The sequence below is a fragment of the Klebsiella sp. JB_Kp004 genome (assembly GCF_040065795.1).
GTDB classification, from domain to species: domain Bacteria; phylum Pseudomonadota; class Gammaproteobacteria; order Enterobacterales; family Enterobacteriaceae; genus Klebsiella; species Klebsiella quasipneumoniae.
Map to the genome: position 1 here is coordinate 153,481 of NZ_JBEAKW010000003.1, position 18,306 is coordinate 171,786.

Below are 18,306 nucleotides of genomic sequence, written 5' to 3' on the forward strand. Positions count from 1 at the left end.
TAGGCGTAGGGTGGACACATTTTTCAGTGTCCTGGCCGGGCGTCGCCCGGTAAGCAAGATATTGGCAGTTAACATATTCCTGGGGGATAAATGAGCGCGGGAAGCACCAAATTTACCGTCAGCCGTATTGCGGCTCTTTCACTGGTTTCACTCTGGCTGGCCGGATGTACCAACACCAATAATCCGCCTGCGCCGGTTAGCTCTGCCGGCGGTGCCGCCTCTTCCAGCACCAATTCCGGCATGTTGATTACGCCGCCATCCTCCGGCGTCCAGTCAGCTCCTCAGACGCAGCCGATCCAGCCGGTGCAGACCCAGACCATTCAGCCGCAGCCAATGGCGCAGGAGCCGGTGCAGACGGTGAATGGCAAGATCGTTTACAACCGCAAATATGGCGATATTCCGAAAGGTAGCTATACCGGCGGCAGTACCTATACGGTCAAACGCGGCGACACCCTGTTCTATATCGCCTGGGTCACCGGCAACGATTTCCGTGACCTGGCGCAACGCAACAATGTCCCGGCCCCGTACGCCCTGAACGTCGGTCAGGTGCTGCAGGTCGGCAACGCTTCAGGCCAGCCGATCACCGGTGAAAACGCCGTTTCTCAGGCCAGCGCAAGGGCGAGCGGCGGTGCGACGGCCACCACAACTTCTGCACAAAAATCGACCGCGGTGGTTGCTTCACAACCGACTATTACGTATTCTGAATCCTCAGGTGAACAAAGTGCTACCAAGATGTTGCCTAATAATAAACCAGCGACCACGACCTCGACGGTTGTCGCGCCGGTGACGGCACCTACAACGGTGAGCACAACCCAGCCGACTGCAAGCAGTACGTCAACCAGTTCGCCGATCTCATCATGGCGCTGGCCGACTGATGGCAAAGTTATCGAGAACTTTAGTGGCGCGGAAGGCGGCAATAAAGGTATCGACATTGCAGGCAGTAAGGGACAGGCTATTGTCGCGACCGCCGATGGGCGCGTCGTCTATGCCGGTAACGCACTGCGCGGCTACGGTAATCTTATTATCATCAAACACAACGATGATTACCTGAGTGCCTACGCTCATAACGATACCATGCTGGTTCGGGAGCAACAGGAAGTCAAAGCGGGGCAGAAAATCGCTACCATGGGTAGCACCGGAACCAGCTCAACAAGATTACATTTTGAAATTCGTTACAAGGGGAAATCCGTCAACCCGCTGCAGTACTTACCGCAGCGATAATTTGGCAAAGTACGGATAAGCGAAGCATTAGCTAACAGGCGCCAGGGCGGTGTCTATGCGCCTCTCGCTGAGAGGAGTAGGGGAAATCGTCCTGGCGTCTTTTGTTGATGCGCCGTGGAAGGTGCTTTGCTCAGGGATCACGGGTAGGAGCCACCTTTATGAGTCAGAATACGCTGAAAGTTCATGATTTAAATGAAGACGCGGAATTTGATGAGAACGGAATTGAGGTTTTCGACGAGAAGGCCTTAGTAGAAGAGGAACCCAGTGATAGCGATCTGGCTGAGGAAGAGCTGCTGTCGCAAGGCGCAACGCAACGCGTGCTTGACGCCACTCAGCTTTATCTTGGAGAGATTGGTTATTCCCCACTGCTGACCGCGGAAGAGGAAGTCTATTTCGCGCGTCGCGCACTGCGTGGTGATGTCGCTTCACGCCGTCGCATGATTGAAAGCAACCTGCGTCTGGTGGTGAAGATTGCCCGTCGTTACAGCAATCGTGGTCTGGCGCTGCTGGATCTGATTGAAGAAGGTAACCTCGGCCTGATCCGCGCCGTTGAGAAGTTTGACCCGGAACGTGGGTTCCGTTTTTCGACCTATGCGACCTGGTGGATCCGCCAGACCATTGAACGGGCGATCATGAACCAAACCCGTACGATCCGTTTGCCGATCCATATTGTCAAAGAGCTGAACGTCTATCTGCGTACCGCGCGCGAGTTGTCCCACAAGCTGGACCACGAGCCGAGCGCGGAAGAGATTGCCGAACAGCTGGACAAACCGGTCGATGACGTCAGCCGTATGCTGCGTCTGAACGAGCGCATCACCTCGGTGGATACCCCGCTGGGTGGCGATTCAGAAAAAGCGCTGCTGGATATTCTGGCCGATGAGAAAGAGAACGGCCCGGAAGACACCACGCAGGACGATGATATGAAACAAAGCATCGTTAAATGGCTGTTCGAACTGAACGCCAAGCAGCGTGAGGTTCTGGCGCGTCGTTTCGGTCTGCTGGGTTATGAAGCCGCCACCCTGGAAGATGTGGGCCGTGAAATTGGCCTCACTCGCGAGCGTGTGCGTCAGATCCAGGTGGAAGGTCTGCGTCGCCTGCGGGAAATTCTGCAGGGGCAAGGACTGAATATCGAAGCGCTCTTCCGCGAATAAGATCTTTTCTCTCAAAAAGGCCCCCTCGAAAGACGGGGCCTTTTTCTTTGCGCTAGCCGAGGCGGGTTTCCTGCAGATGGCGCCAGACAATTTTCCCTTCCGCTTGCTGAAAAATCGCCGTCGACCAGCGTACGTTCTCACTGCCATCCGCCAGCGTTTGGCGTTCACGGTACAGCACGGCGGCGCCGTCGTGCCACTCGCTGATGATTTTCGCCTGATCCACCACAATGTGTAATTCCGGACGGCTTGCGCCCGCCTGGTGGAAAAAACGGCTCACCGTCGGGTAGTCCATCTTCTCGCCGCTCAGAGGGATCATGGTGAATTCGGCGGCAAAACGGCTCATCAGCGCCTCAGCGCTTCCTTCCCCGTGGCTTAACCAGCGTTCGATAAGGATATGGGCGTCGACGACTTCCTGCAGATAAGGGTTCATGACTTCTCCAGAGTAGTGTGCAGGCGATGGATAATCGCCCGATTATTCAGCCGCAGGCAAAACAGCAGCGGCAACAGGGTTATGGCGGCGGCGCAGCTAAACGCGCCCTGCCAGGCGTAGGCCGGCGGCAATACCCTCAACAGCAGGGCGAGCAGCGCGCTGCCGGCAAAGAAGCTGAGCTGGCGGTTAAGGTTCCACAGCGCGCTGGCGTCAGGCATCTCTTCGCCAGGCGTATGCAGGAAAGCGCTGCTTTGCGCGGTGCTGCTGCATACGCTGCCTCCGCCGCCCATCAGCGTAAAGGCCAGAATCAACAGCGCCAGCGGGCTGTGCGCATCGACCAGCAGCAGCAGCAGGATCCCCGCCGCCTGTAGCAGGCAGCCGACCATCACCAGCGGCCGCGGCCCGAAGCGGTTGAAATACCTGCCGGTAAAGGTGATGGCGGCGAACGAGGCCAGCGACCACGGCACCATCAGGGCGCCAGTGGCCCCCGGCGCCATCCCGGTGACGCGTTGCAGGTAGAACATTCCCACCACGTTGACGGCAATAAACATCCCCGGTACGCAGAGATAGATCAGCATGGCGAAGCGCAGGAGAGGATCGGCCAGCAATGACAGCGGGAGAAAGCGGGTCGGCCGGACGGGAGCGGGGCTGTTGTTTAACCATCGCGCCGCCAGCATAAAGGTAAGCAGGGCGACAGGCAGGCTGGCGAAAAAGACCCAGCGCCAGCTGAACGCCTGGACGAGCAGACCACCGATCGCTGGCGAGCAGGCGGGCGCCAGCAGCCCGACCAGCATCACCGCCGCCGACAGCTTCGCCCGCTCCTGCGGCTGAAACAGCGGCCACGTCAGCGCCTGGCCGAGGGGGATTAACAGCCCGCCGCCCATCCCCTGCAGCGTACGCCAGAAAATCAGCTCACCCAGGCTATGGGCCAGCCCCGATGCCAGCGCGCCGAGGCTGAATAGCCCCAGCGAGAGTAAAAACAGCCGTTTTGGCCCACAGCGCTGGCTGAGCCAGGCGCTGAACGGTACGACGGCCGTCAGGCCAAGAATATAGGCATTGCTGACCCACGCCAGCTGCGAGACGGACACCGCCAGCTCGTGGCTGATAGCCGGGAAGGCAATGCTGGCGATAAACATATTGATTAGGTCGAGAAAAAAACCGAACAGAAAAACGGTGGCAACGCGGTGGCGATAGGTCATGATTCACTCCCTCAGACAGGCGGCTACTGTAAACCCGGCGCCGCGGGGGATAAACGGGGCGAATCGGGATATACTGTCTGAATATTTTTGACAATCATCCGGACGACGATGCTAAACCTTCAGCGCGTGACCATGTTTATCGCCGTGGTGGACGCCGGCAGCTTTACCCAGGCCGCCGCGGCGCTGGGGCAGACCAAGGCGGTGGTCAGCTTTAACGTACGGCAACTGGAAAATGAGCTGGGGGTGACGCTGCTGCTGCGCTCGACGCGCCGTCTGCGGCTCACTGACGCCGGGGCGCTGTTCTATCAGCGTGGGGTGGCGCTGCTCAAAGCGGCGGAAAATCTGCAGGATGAGGTCCGGGCCAGCCATAGCGGTTTAAGCGGAGAGCTGCGGATCACCACCACGCCGGAGTATGGCGCGCAGGTCATCATCCCGGCGCTGGCGGCGTTTTCCCGTCATCATCCGGCGCTACGGGTGCGGCACGTCTCGTCCTCCCATCATGCGGATCTTATCTCCGAACGATTTGACGTGGCGATACGCCTCGGTACGCTGGCCGATTCCCGCTATCGGGCGACGCGGATAGCCAGTTTCGCGATCCTGCCCGTCGCCTCCCCGGCCTGGCTGGCGAGCCATCCGGTGCTGACGCTGTCCGATCTGGCGCAAGCTGACTGGATTATTCACGAGCGTCTGCCGGCCCCGCTGCGCTGGCAGCTGCGAACGGATGAACAGGCAGAGGTGGATTTTACGATAGTCAACGCGCCACGGTTTTCAGCCGACAGCGCCACGGCGCTGATGAGCTTTGCTCTGGCCGGATGCGGCATCGCTTTGCTGCCAGCCTGGCTGGTGGCCGGTAAACTGGCGCAGCGGGAGCTGGTGGCTGTCCTGCCGGAATACCATTTCCCGCCGCAGGGAGTGTATGCCCTTTATCCCGATGCGCAGCATATGCCGACCCGGGTGCGGACGTTTATCGACTTCCTGCGCGAGCAGCTCGGCTAGGCGCTTGCTCAGGGAACCATCATTTTACGCACCAGCCGGGAGAACTGTTCGCGTTCATCATCGCTCAGGCGGCCAAGAAACTCGTCATCGACCTCATTGCCTTGCGGAATGGAACGGTTAAGCAGCGCCTCGCCTTCGTCGGTCAGATAGACAAAACGGCGGCGTTTATCGGCCGGATCGTGCTCCCGGCGCACCAGGCCGCGCGCTTCCATCCGGCTGAGCATCTCCGCCAGCGTGGCCTTCGTACTGACCGCCGCTTCAATCAGCACCACCTGTTCGATCCCCGGCTGCTCCGCAACCGAGCGCATCACCGCATACTGAGGCTTAGTCAGGTCCGGTAACGCCTGCTGCCAGCGGGCGGTATGTTGTTGAAAAAGCTGGCGCAGCAGGTGGAATGCTTCGTTTCGTAACTCCATGGATACTCCGTAACAAAACTGTCACCTCTATGATAGCCGTTCGTACGCCTTTTTATACCTTTTCCCTGTTTGATTAAAAATGCGCACGTATACGAACGATCTTGTCATTCGACTCAGGAGAGGGTAATTTAAGCATAAAGTTCGTGTACGAACAAATTGAGTGAGGTCTGGAATGAAACTGATTGTTGGGATGACGGGGGCCACCGGGGCTCCGCTTGGGGTGGCATTACTGCAGGCGCTGCGCGATATGCCGGAGGTGGAAACCCATCTGGTGATGTCGAAGTGGGCCAAAACCACCATCGAGCTGGAAACGCCCTGGACGGCACGGGAAGTGGCCGCGCTGGCGGACTTTTCCCACAGCCCGGCCGACCAGGCCGCCACCATCTCATCAGGTTCATTTCGTACCGACGGCATGATCGTGATTCCCTGCAGTATGAAAACGCTGGCAGGTATTCGCGCAGGCTATGCCGAGGGGCTGGTGGGACGCGCGGCGGACGTGGTGCTTAAAGAGGGGCGCAAGCTGGTGCTGGTCCCGCGGGAAATGCCGCTCAGCACGATCCATCTGGAGAACATGCTGGCGCTGTCCCGTATGGGCGTGGCGATGGTGCCGCCGATGCCGGCTTACTATAACCACCCGGAGACGGTTGACGATATCACCAACCACATTGTGACCCGGGTGCTGGATCAGTTTGGCCTCGACTATCACAAAGCGCGCCGCTGGAACGGCTTGCGCACGGCAGAACAATTAGCACAGGAGATCGAATAATGGCTTTTGATGATTTGCGCAGCTTTTTGCAGGCGCTGGATGACCAGGGACAACTGCTGAAAATCAGTGAGGAGGTGAACGCTGAGCCAGACCTGGCGGCGGCAGCCAATGCCACCGGACGCATCGGCGACGGCGCCCCGGCGCTGTGGTTCGATAATATTCGCGGCTTTACCGACGCCCGGGTGACGATGAACACCATCGGCTCGTGGCAGAACCATGCCATCTCGCTGGGCCTGCCGCCCAACACGCCGGTGAAAAAGCAGATTGATGAATTCATCCGCCGTTGGGATAACTTCCCGGTGACGCCAGAGCGCCGCGCCAACCCGGCATGGGCGGAAAACACCGTGGATGGCGATGATATCAACCTGTTCGATATTCTGCCGCTGTTCCGCCTCAACGATGGCGACGGCGGGTTCTACCTCGACAAAGCCTGTGTCGTTTCGCGCGATCCGCTTGACCCTGACAACTTCGGTAAGCAAAACGTCGGTATCTACCGTATGGAAGTGAAAGGCAAGCGTAAGCTCGGCCTGCAGCCGGTGCCGATGCACGATATCGCCCTGCATCTGCATAAAGCGGAAGAGCGCGGGGAAGACCTGCCGATCGCCATTACCCTCGGTAACGACCCGATTATCACCCTGATGGGCGCCACGCCGCTGAAATACGATCAGTCAGAATATGAAATGGCCGGCGCGCTGCGCGAGAGCCCGTATCCCATCGCCACCGCGCCGCTGACCGGCTTTGACGTGCCCTGGGGTTCGGAAGTGATCCTCGAAGGGGTGATTGAAGGCCGTAAGCGTGAGATAGAGGGGCCGTTCGGTGAGTTTACCGGCCACTACTCCGGCGGTCGTAACATGACGGTAGTGCGCATCGACAAAGTCTCGTATCGCAGCAAACCGATTTTTGAATCGCTCTATCTCGGTATGCCGTGGACCGAAATCGACTATCTGATGGGCCCGGCCACCTGCGTGCCGCTGTATCAGCAGCTGAAGGCAGAGTTCCCGGAAGTGCAGGCGGTCAACGCTATGTACACCCACGGTCTGCTGGCGATTATCTCCACCAAAAAACGCTACGGCGGTTTTGCCCGCGCGGTGGGTTTGCGGGCGATGACCACTCCCCACGGCCTCGGCTATGTGAAGATGGTGATCATGGTTGATGAAGACGTTGACCCGTTCAACCTGCCGCAGGTGATGTGGGCGCTCTCCTCGAAGGTTAACCCGGCGGGAGACCTGGTGCAGTTGCCGAACATGTCGGTCCTTGAACTTGACCCAGGCTCCAGCCCGGCGGGCATCACCGACAAGCTAATTATCGACGCCACCACCCCGGTTGCGCCGGACCTTCGCGGCCACTACAGCCAGCCGGTGCAGGATCTGCCGGAAACCAAAGCCTGGGCTGAAAAACTGACCGCTATGCTGGCCAACCGTAAATAAGGAGAAGAAGATGATTTGTCCACGTTGCGCCGATGAAAAGATTGACGCCATGGCGAAATCGCCGGTGAAAGGAGTCTGGACGGTGTATCAGTGCCAGCACTGTCTGTATACCTGGCGGGATACCGAGCCGCTGCGCCGCACCAGCCGTGAGCACTATCCCGAAGCGTTCCGGATGACGCAGAAAGATATTGATGAGGCGCCGCAGGTGCCGCACGTCCCGCCGCTATTGCCGGAAGATAAGCGTTAATGAAAAGAGCCCGCTAAAGGCTTATCCTGTTAGGGCTATTTTACCTGCTATTTTAAAACTGGGTCGTGCTCAAACTGCCTGCGACCATCACGCCGACTGGGATAATCTCTCCGTCGGCTTTTTTATATTTCGCAAAATGATAAAAGTTATTTACTCATTAAATCCAGAAATTATGTAAAGGGGTAATATAATGGGGCGACTTTGCGAGTCGGCTTCCAGATTAATATAAAATCCGTCTGATTAATTCCTTGCAGATAAATTTCACGCCATGACGAGTATAGAATAGCGGCGGGTGCTTGAGGCTGTCTGGCCTTGAGCAAGACCAGGACCCCAGACAGACGAAAGCCCCAGGAGATATTTCTATCAACTGAGGCTGACGGATGAACCTGAACAATTCAGATGTTAGTCTCTTCTTTGCAGGGAGGCAAGACATGCTAACAAAATATGCCCTTGTGGCAATCGTCGTACTGTGTATTACGGTACTGGGATTTACGCTTTTGGTGCGCAGCTCGCTGTGCGAACTCAGTATTAAAGAGCGTAGTATGGAGTTTAAAGCTGTTCTCGCTTACGAATCGAAGAAATAGCATCAGCGCGGGGGAAACCCCGCGTATTGGTTGTCAGGACGCATCCTCTCGCACCCATTTTGCATTTGTTAAAACGGCAGCACCGCAGGGCGCTGCCGTTTTTTCACGTTAAAAGAGACCTACACCAGGCTCTTCAGGCGATAGATCCACTCCAGTGCCTGACGCGGGGTCAGGGAGTCCGGATCAAGATTCTCCAGCGCCTCAACCGCAGGCGAGGTCTCTTCCGGAGCGGCGAGCAGCGACATCTGCGTGCCGTCGACCTGGGTCGCCGCCGCGTTGGGCGAGATACTCTCCAGCTCGCGCAGTTTCTGCCGCGCGCGCTTGATCACCTCTTTCGGCACCCCGGCCAGCGCGGCGACCGCCAGGCCGTAGCTCTTGCTGGCCGCGCCATCCTGCACGCTGTGCATAAAGGCGATGGTGTCGCCATGCTCCAGCGCGTCGAGATGGACGTTGGCGACGCCTTCCATTTTCTCCGGCAGCTGAGTGAGCTCGAAGTAGTGGGTGGCGAACAGCGTCAGCGCCTTGATTTTGTTGGCGAGATTTTCCGCACAGGCCCATGCCAGCGACAGACCGTCGTAGGTGGACGTGCCGCGGCCAATCTCATCCATCAGCACCAGGCTGTGTTCGGTGGCGTTGTGCAGGATATTGGCGGTTTCAGTCATCTCCACCATAAAGGTCGAGCGGCCGCTGGCCAGGTCATCCGCCGCGCCGACGCGGGTAAAGATGCGATCGATGGGGCCTATCTCCACCTTCTGCGCCGGGACGTAGCTGCCGATATAGGCCAGCAGCGCAATCAGCGCGGTCTGGCGCATATAGGTACTTTTACCGCCCATGTTCGGCCCGGTGATGATCAGCATCCGCCGCTGCGGCGCCAGCTGCAGCGGGTTGGCGATAAACGGCTCTTTCAGCACCTGCTCGACCACCGGATGGCGGCCTTCGCTGATGCGAATGCCCGGCTTATCGCTAAAGGTCGGGCAGCAGTAGTTGAGGGTTTCCGCGCGTTCCGCCAGGTTGACCAGCACGTCCAGCTCGGCCAGCGCGCTGGCGCTCGCCTGCAGGTCGGCAAGGTGCGGCAGCAGCAGGTCAAACAGTTCGTCATAAAGCTGCTTTTCCAGCGCCAGCGCTTTGCCCTTGGAGGTCAGCACCTTATCTTCGTATTCCTTCAGCTCAGGAATAATATAGCGTTCGGCGTTTTTCAGCGTCTGGCGACGCACGTAGTGGATCGGCGCGAGGTGGCTCTGGCCGCGGCTGATCTGGATGTAGTAGCCGTGGACGGCGTTGTAGCCGACCTTCAGGGTGTCGAGGCCCAGCCGCTCGCGCTCGCGGATCTCCAGCTTATCGAGATAATCGGTGGCGCCATCGGCCAGCGCCCGCCACTCGTCCAGCTCTTCGCTGTAGCCTGGAGCGATGACCCCGCCGTCGCGGACCAGCACCGGCGGGGCGTCGATCACCGCGCGCTCCAGCAGTTCGCGCAGTTCGCTAAACTCGCCCATTTTTTCGCGCAATTTTTGCACCGGCTGACTGTCAACGTCAGCCAGCTGCTCGCGCAGCAGGGGCAACTGCTGCAGGGCATGACGCATGCGGGCTAAATCGCGAGGACGGGCGGTACGCAGCGCCAGACGCGCCAGAATACGTTCCAGATCGCCAACCTGGCGCAGCACCGGCTGCAGCTCGGTATAGCGCTCCTGCAGCGCGCCGATGGTCTGCTGGCGCTCCACCAGCACGGCGGTATCGCGGACCGGCATATGCAGCCAGCGCTTGAGCATCCGGCTGCCCATCGGCGTCACCGTACAGTCGAGTACCGAGGCCAGAGTGTTATCGGTGCCGCCGGCGAGATTCTGGGTGATCTCGAGGTTACGGCGGGTGGCGGCATCCATAATGATGCTGTCCTGCTGGCGCTCCATGGTGATGGAGCGAATATGCGGCAGCGAGGTGCGCTGGGTGTCTTTGACATACTGCAGCAGGCAGCCGGCGGCGCACAGGCCGCGGGGGGCGTTTTCCACGCCGAAGCCGACCAGATCGCGGGTGCCGAACTGCAGGTTAAGCTGCTGGCGCGCGGTGTCGATTTCAAATTCCCACAGCGGGCGACGGCGCAGGCCGCGGCGGCCTTCGATCAGCGACGATTCGGCAAAATCTTCCGCATACAGCAGCTCCGCCGGATTAGTGCGCTGCAGTTCTGCCGCCATGGTTTCGCGGTCGGCCGGTTCGCTCAGGCGGAAGCGGCCGGAGCTGATGTCCAGCGTTGCGTAGCCAAAGCCTTTGCTGTCCTGCCAGATGGCGGCCAGCAGGTTGTCCTGACGCTCCTGCAGCAGCGCTTCATCGCTGATGGTGCCCGGCGTGACGATACGCACCACTTTACGCTCGACCGGCCCTTTGGTGGTGGCCGGGTCGCCTATCTGCTCGCAAATAGCTACCGACTCGCCCTGATTAACCAGTTTCGCAAGATAGTTTTCCACCGCGTGGTGGGGGATGCCGGCCATGGGAATGGGTTCGCCCGCGGAGGCGCCGCGTTTGGTCAGCGAGATATCGAGCAGCTGCGACGCGCGTTTCGCATCGTCATAAAACAGCTCGTAAAAATCCCCCATCCGGTAAAACAGCAGAATGTCAGGATGTTGCGCCTTCAGCTTGAGATACTGCTGCATCATCGGCGTATGGGCGTCGAGATTGTCAATTGTGCTCATGGGGTGTTATCCAGATCCCTGATTTGAAATGGCTGCGATTTTGTTGTTTTCGTCGTTATCACATGGATGAGACATGATAACGGAGATGGGCAGGCGAGGGAAACTGACGAACGCGCGCGGCGCGATCCGGATTCCAGTTGCGCCGCGCGGGGGTTACGGCGCCAGATAGACCTGGGGGGCCGCGTTGTCCGGATGCTGGCCGAGGCGGACATCCGCCCCGTACCAGCGATGGATAACCGACTGCTGGATCACCTCCTGCGGCGTCCCCTGGGCGACCAGGCGGCCCTGGTGAAGCAGCAGGATGCGGTCGGCCCACAGGGCGGCGAGGTTAAGGTCATGCAGCACCACGCACACGTGCAGTTGCCCGCCGGCGGTGAGCCGTTTGAGCAAGCGCAGCAGATGCTGTTGATAGTAAAGGTCCAGCGCCGAGGTGGGCTCATCGAGAAACAGCCAGCCCTGCGGCGCGCCGTCGCGCCACAGCTGCGCCAGACAGCGGGCGAGCTGCACCCGCTGCTGCTCGCCGCCGGAAAGGGCGGGATAGCGGCGGCCGGCAAGGTCATCGCAGCCGGTGACGGCCATTACCGCCGCCAGCTCCGCCGGGTCCGCGGTCGGGCCCCACGGCGAGCGCCCCATGGCGATGACCGTTTCCACCGTCCAGTCGGCCTGCAGGGCCGTACGCTGTAGCATGACCGCCCGCCGGCGCGCCAGCGCCTCGGGTGACCACGCCTCCAGCGGCGTGCCCGCCAGATGGCGGGTACCGCTATCCGGGGTCAGGTACCCGGTCAGCAGCCGCAGCAGGGTGGATTTGCCAGCGCCGTTCGGCCCGATAAGCGCCGTCATCTCGCCGCCGCGCAGCGCGACGGAGATGTTGTCGATAATCTGCCGCTGGCCGAGGCGAAGCGCCAGCCCCTGCGCGCAATATTCATTAGCCATGTTTGGGGTTCTCCCGACGAAAGACCAGCCACAGAAACCAGGGGGCGCCCAGCAGACTGGTGAGCAGACCGACAGGCATCTCCGCCGGCGCCGCCACGGTGCGGGCCAGGGTGTCGGCCAGCAGAAGCAGGATCGCGCCGGCCAGCAGCGAGCCGGGGATCAGCCCGCGATGGTCCGGCCCCAGCCACAGGCGCATCAGGTGCGGCACCACCAGGCCAATAAAGCCGATGACGCCGCTGATGGCCACCGCCGCGGCCACCAGCACCGCGCTGCACAGCAGCAGCCAGCGCTGCAGCGCCCGCACGTTGACCCCGAGATAGTGCGCCTCTTCATCGCCGAGCTGCAGCAAATTCAGGCGGGAGGCCATCCACCACACCGCCAGCGCCGCCGGGATGATCAGGGTCGCAGCCACCAACAGTGTCGGCCACTCGGCCTGGCCCAGACTGCCCATGCCCCACAGCGACAGCTGGCGCAGCTGGGCGTCGTTGCTCAGCCAGGCCAGCACGCCGACCAGCGCCCCGCACAGCGCGTTGATGGCGATCCCCACCAGCAGCAGGCGCGACAGCGACCCCTCCTCCGCCCGGCTGAGGATAAAAATCACCACCATCACCGCCAGGCTACCGATAAACGCCGCCAGCATCGGCATATACAAGGCGATCAGCCCCGTTGCGGAGAGCGGGAGCACCAGCCAGCAGGCCACCGCCAGGGCGGCGCCGCTGCTGATGCCCAGCAGGCCCGGGTCGGCAAGCGGGTTGCGAAACAACCCCTGCATCACGCAGCCGGAGAGGGCCAGCGCCGCGCCTACCAGCAGGGCCAGCAGCACCCGCGGCAGACGGATGGTCAGCCAGATGTGGCGCAGCATCTCATCCCCGGCGGGCAGCAGGCTGGCCAGCGGCAAACGCATCGCGCCAAGGGTGGTGGCGAACAGCGTCAGCAGGACCAGCAGCAGCGTCATCAACAGCAAACGGCGGGCGAGGGCAGGGCGCATCAGGGCAGATGCTCCGCTTTTTCACGCAGCGCGATAATCGCCTGCGGGGTGCGCGGCCCAAAACCGAGCAGGGCCATATCGTCGATCGTCAGCAGCTGCTTATGACGCCCCGCCGGGGTCTGCGCCAGGCCGGGCAGTTTCCACAGCCCGGCTTCGCCGCCCATCCCTTTGAGACCATCGGCGGAGATCACCACCAGATCCGCCTGGCTGGCGGCCACCCCCTCCTGCGACATCGCCCGATAGTGGTCGAAGCCCTGCATCGCGTTCTGCAGACCGGCGGCGCGAATGGCGCCATCGGCCGCGGTGCGTTGCCCGGCCACCAGGGTATTCATTCCGCCGTGGCTGAGAATAAACAGCACCCGCCTGGCAACCGGCTGCGTTGGAATGGCGGCGATCTGTTGCAGAAGCTGCTGGCGCAGCGCGTCGCCTGCCGGGGTTTTGCCTAACGCTTCGGCAATGACGGCCACTTTGTTATCGATCGCGGCCAGGCTTTCGCCGCCCGGCACGTTTACCACCTTCACGCCGCTCGCCTGCACCTTGTGTAAAACCAGCGAGGGCTGCGCCTGGGCGCTCGCTAGCACCAGCTGCGGACGTAATGCGAGAATCCCCTCGGCGTTCAGCTGCCGCAGGTAGCCGACATCCGGCAGCTTTTGCGCCGCCGGGGGCCAGCTGCTGGTGCTGTCCCGGGCGACCAGGCTCTGTTGCGCGCCAAGGGCATAGACGATCTCAGTGACATCGCCGCCGAGGGTGACGAGCCGCTCCACGGCGGCGTGGCTCAGCAACGGGAAGGCGATGAGAAGCAGTAACCAGCGCATCATGCGGGCAGTCCTTCGCGGGTCAGACGATCCACCTGCTGGCGCCATTGCGCCTGCTCGGGGTGGCCCTCGCTGCGCTGGCCATAGAGCTGGGCGATCTGGGTGCCGTCTTTGGCGAACAGCTCGACGCTGGTGACGTGTCCGTCTGAGGTCGGCTTACGGGTCACCCACACTTCATCGAGGCTCTCTTCGCGCAGATGCAGGGTAAAGGTGGGATTGAAGATATTCAGCCAGCCGCGCATGGGAGCCAGCTTTTCCAGGGCGCCGGTGAAGATCTGCACGCAGCCGCGATTGCCGACGAAGATCATGATTTCATTGCCCTCCTGGCGCACCGTCTCCAGTAACGCTGGCAGCGCATGGCGATCAACGCGGCAGGCGAGGTCGTCGCTCACCAGGCGGAAGGCCTGCTGGCGGGAAAGCTGATATTTACGCAGCAGACCGAAGAACTGGTGTACGTCGGTCATCGCGCGCCAGTCGTTCTCCAGGGCGGCGCCGTCGGCGCTCTCGGCATATTTCACCGGCTCCAGCGGGCGCAGGGCCAGCGGCGCCGGGGCCGCCACCCGATGTTCCGCGATCAGGGTGTCCCAGGCCGTCATGTCGGTCTGCGTGGTCGCATAGACTTTCAGCAGGGCGTCGCCGTGGTGGTCGAAAAACTGAATGCTCTGGCGACCGTTATCGTTCAAATGGAAGGCGCTGGCCCACTGGCTGAGGAACAGACGCAGATCGAGCGCGCGCGGGTTGAGCACCAGCCCGGCGTGGCCGCTGAGGTGCTGGTGCGTGAACTGGCCCACCTGCTCATGGACGGCATACTCGTTGCGACAGATGCATTTGGTTTCACCGACGCGCTCCAGGGCGGCAATCAGCGCCCGGGCGTCATCGATCAGGCGCACGGCATCGTGACCGAGGCGGGCGGCGGTCAGCTCGGCTTCGCTGATCCCCATTTCCGCGGCGATATCGCGGGCATATTTCGCGGTGCTGGACGCTTTGGTGGCCTGGTAGCGCTGCCACAGATCGGGGTGGGCATTGGGCATAATCATATCCTTCTCAATGTTCAATATCCCCGGCCGGCGGGCCGGGGCAGGTGAGTTGTTATTCGGGCAATCAGAAGTCGACGTTGACCCCAAGCTGCCAGGTGCGGCCCGGCATGACCGCCAGCGCTTTATCATTGGCGTCCTGGTTGGTGCCGGTCTCGATATTGCGGCTGCTCAGGTAATCCCAGTATTTACGATCGGTGAGGTTGTAGACCCCGCCATTGAGGCGCACGTTTTTCGCTACCTGCCAGTACGCGGTCCAGTCCAGCATGCCGTAGCCCGGCACGCGCATATAGTCGCTGCTGGCATCGGCGATGGCGGACCCGCTGTTGCTGTAGCTTTCGCGGTTGGTGGCGGTCGCCTGTTTCCCCTTGACGAAGGTCGCCGTCAGGGCGGTGCCGTAGCGTTTCGCCGGATCGTCCCACGCCACGCCGACGATAGCTTTCATCGGCGCTACGCTGTCGAGGTCGACGTATTTATCGCCGCTGTAGCTGGATTTCGATTTCCCTTCGCTATAGCCGAGGGCGAGGGTGGCGCTCAGGCCGTCCACCTGCTCATACCAGGTGCCAAAGTTAAATTTGGTGCTGATCTCACCGCCGTAGATATAGGCTTTATCGCGGTTTTCCGCCTGATAAATGGTGTAGATGTTCGACGGCACGTTAGTGAACTGGCCCGGATTATTCGCCCGGGTATAGCGGGTATAGGCGATAAAGTTCTTATAGCTGTTGTAGAACAGCGCTGTGCGCAGGGTGATGCCTTCGGTAACTTCCCCCTTCAGCCCCCACTCGAGATTATCGCTGGTTTCCGTCTTCAGATCGGTATTGCCGATCAGGGCATACTGCTGGCTGCCGGCGTAGCTGGACCCAAGGTTCCAGGATCCATACAGCTGGCTGGCGTTGGGGAACTGCGCGCCGCGCTGGTACTGCAGGTAGGTCATCAGGCGCGGGGTGAGGTCGTACTGGAAGGTCAACGACGGCAGAACCTGGGTATCGCTGTTTTTACCGTACAGATTCGCCACCGACGATTCGGTCAGCGCACTGCTGTTGGCGGCAAGGTCGGACAGATTTTCCGGCTTCGTCGATTGATGCACCACGCGCACGCCGGGAATGATGGCGAAGTTGTGGCTATCAAGGTCGAAGTTGATCTTATCCTGGACAAAGCCGCCGAGAGTGTAGCTGCGGCTGTCCGCCTCCGGCTGCATGATCTCGCTGTAAACGCTGGGGATCGGCGACTGGCTGAAGGGCCGCTGGGTTTTGCTGGTGCTGGCGTTAAAGCCGGCGCTCAGATCGTGGCGGCCCAGGGTTTTCGCCAGCGCGGTCTGCAGGCCCCAGGTGTCGGTGTCGTAGTTGGAGTTCACCGTCTGCATTCTGCGGGTGATGCTGTCCGGCATATACGTCCAGTCATGGGCTTCGGTATGCTGGTAGTAGATTTTCGTGGAGACGCTGTCGAGGTAGTCATTCATCGGCGTCCAGTCATCCTTCAGGCTCAGGCCCCAGCGTCGGGTCTGGCTGGTCTGGTTGGCGGTGCCGATGGTGCTGTTACCGCTGGAATCCCAGGTATCGTAGTGGGTGTGGTTGGTTTTATGGTAATAGTCGAAGGTGCTGGTTAGCTTGTGCTCGTCGTTGGGCTGCCAGATCCCGGAGGCCAGAAAGGCATCGGAGTGCCAGTTCGCCGGGTAGGCGTCGACGGTGCCGCTGTTGTTTTCGGTTTCCTGGCCGTCGCGGCGGCTGTAGACCAAAATGCCGCGCAGGAACTCATCGCCGCCGGCGACGGTCACCCCGTTGTGCCAGCTGCGATCCGCGGAGTCGTAGCCGCTGCGATAGCCGAAGGCGCTGGTTTTGCCCGGGCGCAGGTAATCATCCGCCGATTTCGGGCGGAAGGAGACATTCCCTCCGATGGCGCTGTTGGCCGTTTCCGTCGAGGTGGCGCCGGACTGGATATCCACGCTGCCGTACATATACGGGTCGATATAATCGCGGCCGATGCCGAAGGTATTGAGCCCCGAGCGGCCGACGTAGCCGCGGCCGGTGGCGTTGGGCTGGGCGATACCGTCCACGTCGATACCGACGCGGTTGCTCTCCATGCCGCGAATGTTGTAGCCGGTGTAGCCCCCGCGGTCGAAGCCGCTTTTGCCGTTGCCGGATCCGCCGCTGGCCCCGGTGGCGCTGATGAGCGGTTCATAGCGCATGATCGAGCCGAAGTCGTTAGCGCCTTTGTCCTCCAGCTCCCGGGCGCTGATGCTGTGCTCGTTACCGGCTTTTTGCGCCGGCGCGGGAGCGGTGACGGTCATTTGTTCCGAGGTGTCATCCACCGCCTCGCCGCCGATGGCGGAAGTGCCTGCTGCGATGGCAGAAGTTTGATAAATTGCTGCAAGCAAAGAGGTCACCAGCAGGCGTTTATTACACCCTGCTGCTGACGGAGTCGATTTGTACATAGTCGCCACGCCTTGATCGTTATTAGTATCGGCTCACGCGTTACTTCCAGAGTTGCAGGTTGCTCCGTCTTTTCCGTTGCGGATAGGGTCTTACTCCATTTGTTGATTGCGAATGGTAATGATAGGTATTATCGTTTGCAACAAAATATTCATGTATTCCTCATTTAAACTGCACTTTGTTTACACTGTGCCCTTTCAGCCTGAGCGAGATGACGATGAATTCAAAAGCGGCTATCACCATCACCTATTGTTCCCAGTGCAACTGGATGCTGCGCGCCAGCTGGATGGCGCAGGAGCTGTTACACACCTTCAGCACCGATATCGCCTCGGTGACGCTGGTGCCGGGCACCGGCGGGATCTTCACTATCGATATCGACGGCCAGCAGATCTGGGAGCGCAAGCAGGATGGCGGCTTTCCGGATGCGGCAGAGCTGAAACGCCGGGTGCGCGATGTCTGCTTCCCGGAAAAAGCATTGGGGCATGTTGATAAACCCGCTAACCCGACCTAATCGTTAGGAAAGCGGCTGCGTGGCCCGTTTAAAAGGTGTATTATTGATGCATCTTTTTGTGGAGAGGGAAGTTGACGGTGGGCAAACGCATCGAACGTGAAAAGCAGACGATCGGTCGGATGATTGGGCTTTATCAGCGCCGCTGTCCGGATGCCCGCGACGACGGCGAACACTATCAGGCGCTGAACGCCTACGCCGACAAGCGGCTTGATAAGTGCGTGTTTGGCGACAATAAACCGGCCTGCAAGCAGTGTCCGGTACACTGCTATCAGCCGGCGAAGCGCGAAGAGATGAAGCAGATTATGCGCTGGGCCGGGCCACGAATGCTCTGGCGCCACCCGATCCTGACCCTTCGCCATCTGCTGGATGACAGGCGGCCGGTGCCGCCGCTGCCGGAAAAATATCGACCGAAAAAATAGCGGCCTTTCCCCGGCCTGGGCTGCGCGCAGCCGGGGGACAAGCGCAGCCCCGGTAAGGC

18 protein-coding genes are annotated in these 18,306 nt (G+C 60.6%); 9 read left to right on the forward strand and 9 right to left on the reverse strand.

The genetic code is table 11. The features are described from left to right. The first annotated feature begins 90 nt into the window (after window positions 1-90). Window positions 91-1,221: a murein hydrolase activator NlpD gene (gene nlpD / locus ABLX76_RS03900; RefSeq protein ID WP_087775297.1), complete on the forward strand. Its 1,131-nt coding sequence runs from the start codon at window positions 91-93 to the stop codon at window positions 1,219-1,221. Window positions 1,222-1,379: 158 nt separating this feature from the next. Then, window positions 1,380-2,372 (forward strand): RNA polymerase sigma factor RpoS, encoded by a 993-nt coding sequence (gene rpoS, locus ABLX76_RS03905; RefSeq protein ID WP_002915106.1) that lies wholly within the window; start codon window positions 1,380-1,382, stop codon window positions 2,370-2,372. A 52-nt stretch (window positions 2,373-2,424) separates the two neighbouring features. Here the strand turns inward: rpoS and ABLX76_RS03910 are convergent, their stop codons facing one another. Beyond that, window positions 2,425-2,802, reverse strand: a complete 378-nt coding sequence (locus tag ABLX76_RS03910) for a DUF4440 domain-containing protein (RefSeq protein WP_277475392.1) — start codon at window positions 2,800-2,802, stop codon at window positions 2,425-2,427. Beyond that, complete coding sequence (locus ABLX76_RS03915) at window positions 2,799-4,001, reverse strand: MFS transporter (protein ID WP_261902087.1); 1,203 nt, start codon at window positions 3,999-4,001, stop codon at window positions 2,799-2,801. Before ABLX76_RS03915 ends, ABLX76_RS03910 begins: the two co-directional genes overlap by 4 nt. A 108-nt stretch (window positions 4,002-4,109) precedes the next feature. On the opposite strand from ABLX76_RS03915, the gene ABLX76_RS03920 reads away from it, so the two are divergent. Continuing rightward, complete coding sequence (locus ABLX76_RS03920) at window positions 4,110-4,997, forward strand: LysR family transcriptional regulator (RefSeq protein WP_032453901.1); 888 nt, start codon at window positions 4,110-4,112, stop codon at window positions 4,995-4,997. 8 nt (window positions 4,998-5,005) lie between these two features. On the opposite strand, the gene ABLX76_RS03925 is transcribed toward ABLX76_RS03920, so the two are convergent. After that, window positions 5,006-5,413 carry a MarR family transcriptional regulator gene (locus tag ABLX76_RS03925; protein ID WP_023290815.1) on the reverse strand — a complete coding sequence of 136 codons (408 nt, stop codon included), beginning with the start codon at window positions 5,411-5,413 and terminating at the stop codon, window positions 5,006-5,008. A 172-nt stretch (window positions 5,414-5,585) separates the two neighbouring features. Here ABLX76_RS03925 and ABLX76_RS03930 point away from each other — a divergent pair, with 172 nt between their 5' ends. The 4 genes from ABLX76_RS03930 to ABLX76_RS03945 all read left to right on the forward strand — a co-directional run bounded on the left by ABLX76_RS03930 (window position 5,586) and on the right by ABLX76_RS03945 (window position 8,437). Further along, on the forward strand, window positions 5,586-6,179 hold the full coding sequence (locus ABLX76_RS03930) for a non-oxidative hydroxyarylic acid decarboxylases subunit B (RefSeq protein WP_023290814.1): 594 nt from the start codon (window positions 5,586-5,588) through the stop codon (window positions 6,177-6,179). Next, on the forward strand, window positions 6,179-7,606 hold the full coding sequence (locus ABLX76_RS03935) for a non-oxidative hydroxyarylic acid decarboxylases subunit C (RefSeq protein ID WP_004205612.1): 1,428 nt from the start codon (window positions 6,179-6,181) through the stop codon (window positions 7,604-7,606). Before ABLX76_RS03930 ends, ABLX76_RS03935 begins: the two co-directional genes overlap by 1 nt. Window positions 7,607-7,616: 10 nt before the next feature. Continuing rightward, window positions 7,617-7,853, forward strand: a complete 237-nt coding sequence (locus ABLX76_RS03940) for a non-oxidative hydroxyarylic acid decarboxylases subunit D (RefSeq protein ID WP_348874020.1) — start codon at window positions 7,617-7,619, stop codon at window positions 7,851-7,853. Between the two features lie 431 nt (window positions 7,854-8,284). Further along, the gene (locus tag ABLX76_RS03945; protein ID WP_009651623.1) at window positions 8,285-8,437 is read left to right on the forward strand and encodes a Hok/Gef family protein; all 153 of its coding nucleotides are present in this window, start codon (window positions 8,285-8,287) and stop codon (window positions 8,435-8,437) included. Window positions 8,438-8,556: 119 nt separating this feature from the next. On the opposite strand, the gene mutS is transcribed toward ABLX76_RS03945, so the two are convergent. From mutS to ABLX76_RS03975, 6 genes are all read right to left on the reverse strand, one after another. After that, window positions 8,557-11,118 carry a DNA mismatch repair protein MutS gene (gene mutS, locus ABLX76_RS03950; protein WP_023290813.1) on the reverse strand — a complete coding sequence of 854 codons (2,562 nt, stop codon included), beginning with the start codon at window positions 11,116-11,118 and terminating at the stop codon, window positions 8,557-8,559. Window positions 11,119-11,271: 153 nt separating this feature from the next. Then, window positions 11,272-12,051, reverse strand: a complete 780-nt coding sequence (locus tag ABLX76_RS03955; protein WP_048298121.1) for a heme ABC transporter ATP-binding protein — start codon at window positions 12,049-12,051, stop codon at window positions 11,272-11,274. Further along, entirely contained in the window at window positions 12,044-13,039 is a 996-nt protein-coding gene (locus ABLX76_RS03960; RefSeq protein ID WP_101992545.1) for an iron ABC transporter permease, read from the reverse strand. Before ABLX76_RS03960 ends, ABLX76_RS03955 begins: the two co-directional genes overlap by 8 nt. Beyond that, window positions 13,039-13,857, reverse strand: a complete 819-nt coding sequence (locus tag ABLX76_RS03965) for a hemin ABC transporter substrate-binding protein (protein ID WP_348874022.1) — start codon at window positions 13,855-13,857, stop codon at window positions 13,039-13,041. Before ABLX76_RS03965 ends, ABLX76_RS03960 begins: the two co-directional genes overlap by 1 nt. After that, a complete protein-coding gene (locus ABLX76_RS03970) occupies window positions 13,854-14,885 on the reverse strand; it encodes a ChuX/HutX family heme-like substrate-binding protein (protein ID WP_348874024.1) in 1,032 nt (343 codons plus the stop codon). Before ABLX76_RS03970 ends, ABLX76_RS03965 begins: the two co-directional genes overlap by 4 nt. Window positions 14,886-14,955: 70 nt before the next feature. After that, complete coding sequence (locus tag ABLX76_RS03975) at window positions 14,956-17,319, reverse strand: TonB-dependent receptor (protein ID WP_348874026.1); 2,364 nt, start codon at window positions 17,317-17,319, stop codon at window positions 14,956-14,958. 215 nt (window positions 17,320-17,534) lie between these two features. Here ABLX76_RS03975 and ABLX76_RS03980 point away from each other — a divergent pair, with 215 nt between their 5' ends. Both ABLX76_RS03980 and ABLX76_RS03985 read left to right on the forward strand, forming a co-directional pair. After that, window positions 17,535-17,828, forward strand: coding sequence for a SelT/SelW/SelH family protein (locus ABLX76_RS03980; RefSeq protein WP_004205627.1), 294 nt, complete (start codon window positions 17,535-17,537; stop codon window positions 17,826-17,828). A 77-nt stretch (window positions 17,829-17,905) separates the two neighbouring features. After that, complete coding sequence (locus tag ABLX76_RS03985) at window positions 17,906-18,247, forward strand: nitrous oxide-stimulated promoter family protein (protein ID WP_023290806.1); 342 nt, start codon at window positions 17,906-17,908, stop codon at window positions 18,245-18,247. Window positions 18,248-18,306 lie beyond the last annotated feature (59 nt).

Coding starts and splice junctions, on each gene's coding strand:
- nlpD (WP_087775297.1), top strand. CDS start 91: ATGAGCGCGGGAAGCACCAAATTTACCGTCAGCCGTATTGCGGCTCTT.
- ABLX76_RS03930 (WP_023290814.1), top strand. CDS start 5,586: ATGAAACTGATTGTTGGGATGACGGGGGCCACCGGGGCTCCGCTTGGG.
- ABLX76_RS03925 (WP_023290815.1), bottom strand. CDS start 5,413: ATGGAGTTACGAAACGAAGCATTCCACCTGCTGCGCCAGCTTTTTCAA.
- ABLX76_RS03975 (WP_348874026.1), bottom strand. CDS start 17,319: ATGTACAAATCGACTCCGTCAGCAGCAGGGTGTAATAAACGCCTGCTG.
- ABLX76_RS03960 (WP_101992545.1), bottom strand. CDS start 13,039: ATGCGCCCTGCCCTCGCCCGCCGTTTGCTGTTGATGACGCTGCTGCTG.
- ABLX76_RS03945 (WP_009651623.1), top strand. CDS start 8,285: ATGCTAACAAAATATGCCCTTGTGGCAATCGTCGTACTGTGTATTACG.
- ABLX76_RS03955 (WP_048298121.1), bottom strand. CDS start 12,051: ATGGCTAATGAATATTGCGCGCAGGGGCTGGCGCTTCGCCTCGGCCAG.
- ABLX76_RS03915 (WP_261902087.1), bottom strand. CDS start 4,001: ATGACCTATCGCCACCGCGTTGCCACCGTTTTTCTGTTCGGTTTTTTT.
- ABLX76_RS03980 (WP_004205627.1), top strand. CDS start 17,535: ATGAATTCAAAAGCGGCTATCACCATCACCTATTGTTCCCAGTGCAAC.
- ABLX76_RS03970 (WP_348874024.1), bottom strand. CDS start 14,885: ATGCCCAATGCCCACCCCGATCTGTGGCAGCGCTACCAGGCCACCAAA.
- ABLX76_RS03940 (WP_348874020.1), top strand. CDS start 7,617: ATGATTTGTCCACGTTGCGCCGATGAAAAGATTGACGCCATGGCGAAA.
- ABLX76_RS03965 (WP_348874022.1), bottom strand. CDS start 13,857: ATGATGCGCTGGTTACTGCTTCTCATCGCCTTCCCGTTGCTGAGCCAC.
- ABLX76_RS03910 (WP_277475392.1), bottom strand. CDS start 2,802: ATGAACCCTTATCTGCAGGAAGTCGTCGACGCCCATATCCTTATCGAA.
- mutS (WP_023290813.1), bottom strand. CDS start 11,118: ATGAGCACAATTGACAATCTCGACGCCCATACGCCGATGATGCAGCAG.
- rpoS (WP_002915106.1), top strand. CDS start 1,380: ATGAGTCAGAATACGCTGAAAGTTCATGATTTAAATGAAGACGCGGAA.
- ABLX76_RS03935 (WP_004205612.1), top strand. CDS start 6,179: ATGGCTTTTGATGATTTGCGCAGCTTTTTGCAGGCGCTGGATGACCAG.
- ABLX76_RS03920 (WP_032453901.1), top strand. CDS start 4,110: ATGCTAAACCTTCAGCGCGTGACCATGTTTATCGCCGTGGTGGACGCC.